The sequence below is a fragment of the Variovorax sp. WDL1 genome (assembly GCF_001541225.1).
GTDB lineage: Bacteria > Pseudomonadota > Gammaproteobacteria > Burkholderiales > Burkholderiaceae_C > Variovorax.
Genome location: NZ_LMTS01000004.1, coordinates 218,113 through 222,184, shown reverse-complemented (window position 1 = coordinate 222,184; position 4,072 = coordinate 218,113). Strand labels below are relative to the sequence as shown.

Sequence of the window (4,072 nt, the reverse complement as noted above, 5' to 3'; positions counted from 1 at the left end):
TAGTTGTCGTCGACCACTCAAGATAATTGTCGCTGGCCAGGGCACTATCCGTTCTTCGTCCCACCGGCTTTCACCTCCTTGGCCAGGGTGTCGTTCACTTGCTCGAGTTTTTCAGTAGCCGAGGAAAGGTCGTCCTCAACGTCTTCTGCGCGTTTGGCTGCCAGCTCGACATCCCCGGGTGGGGTTCCGTCAGGAACCTTGTCGAGAACTGCCCGGACGATTGTCAGTTCGTCTGTCGCCCGCTTGACCTCTTCGGTCGCATCCACGTTCTTCGCCAGCGCCTCTTCCAGTGGCGTCGTTTCTGCAGACTCTGAACGGTTTGGCTGGGTCATGCCTTGCTTCCTTCGCAAACGTCTTGCTTCCGCATATCTGAATTTCCAAGGTATTGCGCCACCCATCCGGGGCTTTTTCAGGGTAGCAAAAGGCAGCAGGCCTTGAAAGAGCTAGGCACCCCATTCCTCGCGCGCCACCTCGACAGGATTGCGCCTGCCTTGAGCCGCGTACAGCTCGATGGCGAAGTTGGCCGTCTGCTCCCAGTCGGCGCAGCCTTCGGAAAGGCGGTGCCACTCGGCGACGAAATCGTGCTGCCACTGGCGACCATGGTCAACATTCTGGGCGAGCGTCCTCGTTGGCAGCTCGGATTGCCACATCATCCTTCCTCCTTGTGTTTCAACGGCGTTGGTCGGGAGGGGCCCTGGGGCACCTCACGGTCGGTCTGGTGCCATCCTAGATGGCCGGTCGGACGCGCTGATGGCAAGTGGCCGTTGATCGTCACAAAGTGTGACTTTGTTAATGCGCGGGTGAGGTCACCCGTTCTCAGATGACGGCTTGTCTCACCTGGTCAGGCAAGAAAACGAGTGGCGATCGTTGAGGCCGCTCACCGACGGCAATCGCCAAGCTCGACTGGATTTGCGAGAAGGCAGGCGGCTTCTCAAGGGTTGTGCTGGCGTCGTCCTACACAAACGTCTAAGAATCCGAGGCAAGCTTCGTCCCCAAGTGAATTTTTCACATCCTTACGTTGCCGTCTTGACAACGGTGACCAGCGAAGCCGGTGAGATTGCAGTAACAACGATCGGATCGCCATAAACGGATAAGGGGGACGGATTAGGCGTACACCGGACGGCACCCAGGCCATCGAGCTTGAAAAGCCAAACTCCGCGTTTGATTGCGCGCCGCCACAGCACATGCGTGGCTAACCCGCACTCAGAGGATCGATTTGTGAGAGGTGCACGACACAAGGCCGACGAGCCGGACTCCGACGATTTCGATCCTTTCGCGTTCGGCGAGCTCGAGACGATCATCCCGAGCACCGAGGCGCAGCGCGAAGTCTGGCTCGGCGATCGCCTGAGCGAGGAAGCTGCGCTGGCGTACAACGAGGCCAGCGCGCTGCATCTGACCGGCGCGCTGGACGAAGCTGCGCTGCAGCGCGCGATGGATCGCCTGGTCGAACGCCACGACAGTCTTCGCGCGACCTTCTCGCCCGATGGCACGCAGCTCTTCATTGCGCCACCTCCCGGCTCCGTGCTGCAACGCATCGACCTGTCGCAGCCCGATGCAGCGCAAAGTCAGCGCTTGCTGGCCAAGGCCTTCGACACCGCAGTCCGCGAACGCTTCATCCTGGAGCAGGGCCCGCTCTTTCGCGCGACGCTCTACCGCACAGGGCCGGAAGACCACACCCTCCTGATCAGCGCCCACCACGCCGTGTGCGACGGCTGGTCCCTGAGCGTGATCTGCACCGAGCTCGGCGAGCTTTATGCGCACGAGCGGGGCCTGCGACCACCGCCCGAGCCGGCGCCGCACTATGCGGACTACGCGCAGTGGGAAGCCGACGAAACGTCCAGCCCGCGCATGCAGGGCCACATCGATTACTGGCTGGGTCGCTTCAGCGGCGGCAGTGCGCCGGTGCTCGAATTGCCGCTCGACCGGCCGCGCCCCGCGGTGCGGACCTTCGCATCGCGCCGGAGGGATGGTCTGCTCAACGCCGAGCTCGTCGACGGTGTTCGCAAGCTGGCCGCCGGATCGAGCGCCAGTCTGTATGGCGCGCTCTTCGGCGCCTTCGCCGGCCTGCTGCATCGCCTCACCGGGCAGGACGACCTGGTCATCGGCATCGCCGCCGCGGGGCAGCTCGCCAGCGACATGCCCCGGCTCGTCGGCCATTGCGCCAACCTCCTGCCGCTGCGGGTCTCGGTGAACGCCGCGACGCCGCTGGCCGAGCTGGCCAGCCAAAGCCGCGGCTTGCTGCTCGATGCCTTCGAGCATCAGAACCTCACCTACGGCACGCTCCTCAAGAAGCTGGTAGTGCCGCGCGACCCGAGCCGTCTGCCGCTGGTCAGCGTGCTCTTCAATGTCGACGCGAGCAGCGAGCGCGCCACCGACGAGTTCCCCGGCCTGCACGCGCAGTTGCGAAGCATTCCGCGTGCGTACGAGAACTTCGAGCTCTTCCTCAACCTCACGCCGGTCGCCGGCGGCATGCAGTGGGAAGTGCAATACAACGTCGACCTTTTCGACGACGAGACCATCGCCCGCTGGATGGGCATGTACGAAAGCCTGCTGAAGGCCGCCGTGCGCGAGCCCGGCGTGGCGCTCGGCGGTGTCGACCTCATCGATGCCGCCGAAGAAGCGCGCCTCCTTGTCCTTCAGCCTGCACCCACTCCGCTGGCGCGCGGCGGCCTCGTCCATGCAGGGTTCGAGCAGACGGCGGCGGCGCAGCCTGATCGCGCAGCGCTGCGGCACGAAGGCCGGCAGTGGACCTACTTCGAACTGGATGCGCGCGCCAACCGGCTGGCGCATGCCCTGCGCGCTCGCGGCATGGGCCGCGGCGACCGAGTCGGGCTGTGCCTCGAACGAAACGCGGACATGCTGGTCGCCTTGCTCGCCGTGCTCAAGTGCGGGGCAGCCTACGTGCCGCTCGACCCGGATTTCCCGAAGGCGCGCCTCGACTACCAGGCAGAGGATGCGAAGCTCGGCCTGCTGATCACCACCTCCGGCATCGCCCACGCGCCGAGCGCCTGGTGCGAGGACGGCGACGCGCAGGTGCTCTGGCTCGACAAGGACGTCCAATGGCTGGACGCCCCGGCCACGCCGCTGCACCCGGGCCCGCGCGACGCGCAGCCCGGCGACATGGCCATCCTCATCTATACCTCCGGCTCGACCGGCAAGCCCAAGGGCGTGGGCATCGCGCATGCCGCGGTGGCCAACCTGCTCCAGAGCATGCGCGACACCTTGCGCATGGGGCCCCAGGACCGCGTCGCGGCCGCCACCACGCTGAGCTTCGACATTGCCGTCATGGAGCTGATCCTCCCCTTGGAGGTCGGCGCCGAAATCGTGCTGGTCTCGCGCGAGACGGCCAAGGACGGGCAGGCCTTCCGCCAGCTCATCGAACGCGAGCAGATCACCCTGCTGCAGGGCACGCCGACCGCCTGGCGGCTGTTGCTCGATGCGCAATGGCAGGGCAGCCCCAGGCTGAAGGCCATCACCGGCGGCGAGCCCCTGCCCCGCGACCTGGCCCTGGCGCTCGGCGCACGTTGCGGCGAGCTCTGGAACATGTACGGGCCCACCGAGACCACCGTTTACTCGACCGCCTGGCGCGTGGACGATGCGCAGCTCGCTCGCAGCGGCGTGTCCATCGGCCGGCCCATTGCGAACACCAGCATCTGGATCATCGATGCGCAAGGCCAGCGATGCCCGGTCGGCGTCCCGGGTGAAATCTGCATCGGCGGCGCCGGTCTTGCCATCGGCTACTTCAACCGCGCCGAGTTGACGCAGCAATCCTTCATTCCCGACCCCGCCTCGAACACCGGCGGCCGGCTGTACCGCAGCGGCGACCGGGGCCGCTGGCGCAACGATGGCCTGCTCGAACACCAGGGCCGTCTCGACCACCAAGTGAAGGTACGCGGCTACCGCATCGAGCCTGGAGAGATCGAGACCTGCTGCAACGACGTGCCGGGCGTGGGTGCCAGCGTCGTCGTCGCGCGAGAGGACCAGCCGGGCGACGTGCGCCTGGTCGCCTACCTGGTCGCGGCCGCGGGTGCGCAGGTCGACACTTCCGTCGTGAAGCAGGCGCTCTGCGCGC

The 4,072-nt window shown here is 66.0% G+C and carries 3 protein-coding genes; 1 reads left to right on the top strand and 2 read right to left on the bottom strand.

The genetic code is table 11. From position 1 onward, the window contains the following. Positions 1-44: 44 nt before the first annotated feature. Together APY03_RS01065 and APY03_RS01060 are read right to left on the bottom strand one after the other, a co-directional pair. Positions 45-332: a hypothetical protein gene (locus tag APY03_RS01065; protein WP_068673058.1), complete on the bottom strand. Its 288-nt coding sequence runs from the start codon at positions 330-332 to the stop codon at positions 45-47. Between the two features lie 111 nt (positions 333-443). Beyond that, entirely contained in the window at positions 444-650 is a 207-nt protein-coding gene (locus APY03_RS01060) for a hypothetical protein (protein ID WP_232324119.1), read from the bottom strand. Between the two features lie 568 nt (positions 651-1,218). On the opposite strand from APY03_RS01060, the gene APY03_RS43130 reads away from it, so the two are divergent. Then, positions 1,219-4,072, top strand: a 2,854-nt coding sequence (locus APY03_RS43130; RefSeq protein ID WP_232324118.1) for a non-ribosomal peptide synthetase, incomplete at its 3' end; no start/stop codon positions are given.

Excerpts from the sequence above, each read along its gene's own strand:
- APY03_RS01065 (WP_068673058.1), bottom strand. The coding sequence starts at position 332 with ATGACCCAGCCAAACCGTTCAGAGTCTGCAGAAACGACGCCACTGGAA.
- APY03_RS01060 (WP_232324119.1), bottom strand. The coding sequence starts at position 650 with ATGTGGCAATCCGAGCTGCCAACGAGGACGCTCGCCCAGAATGTTGAC.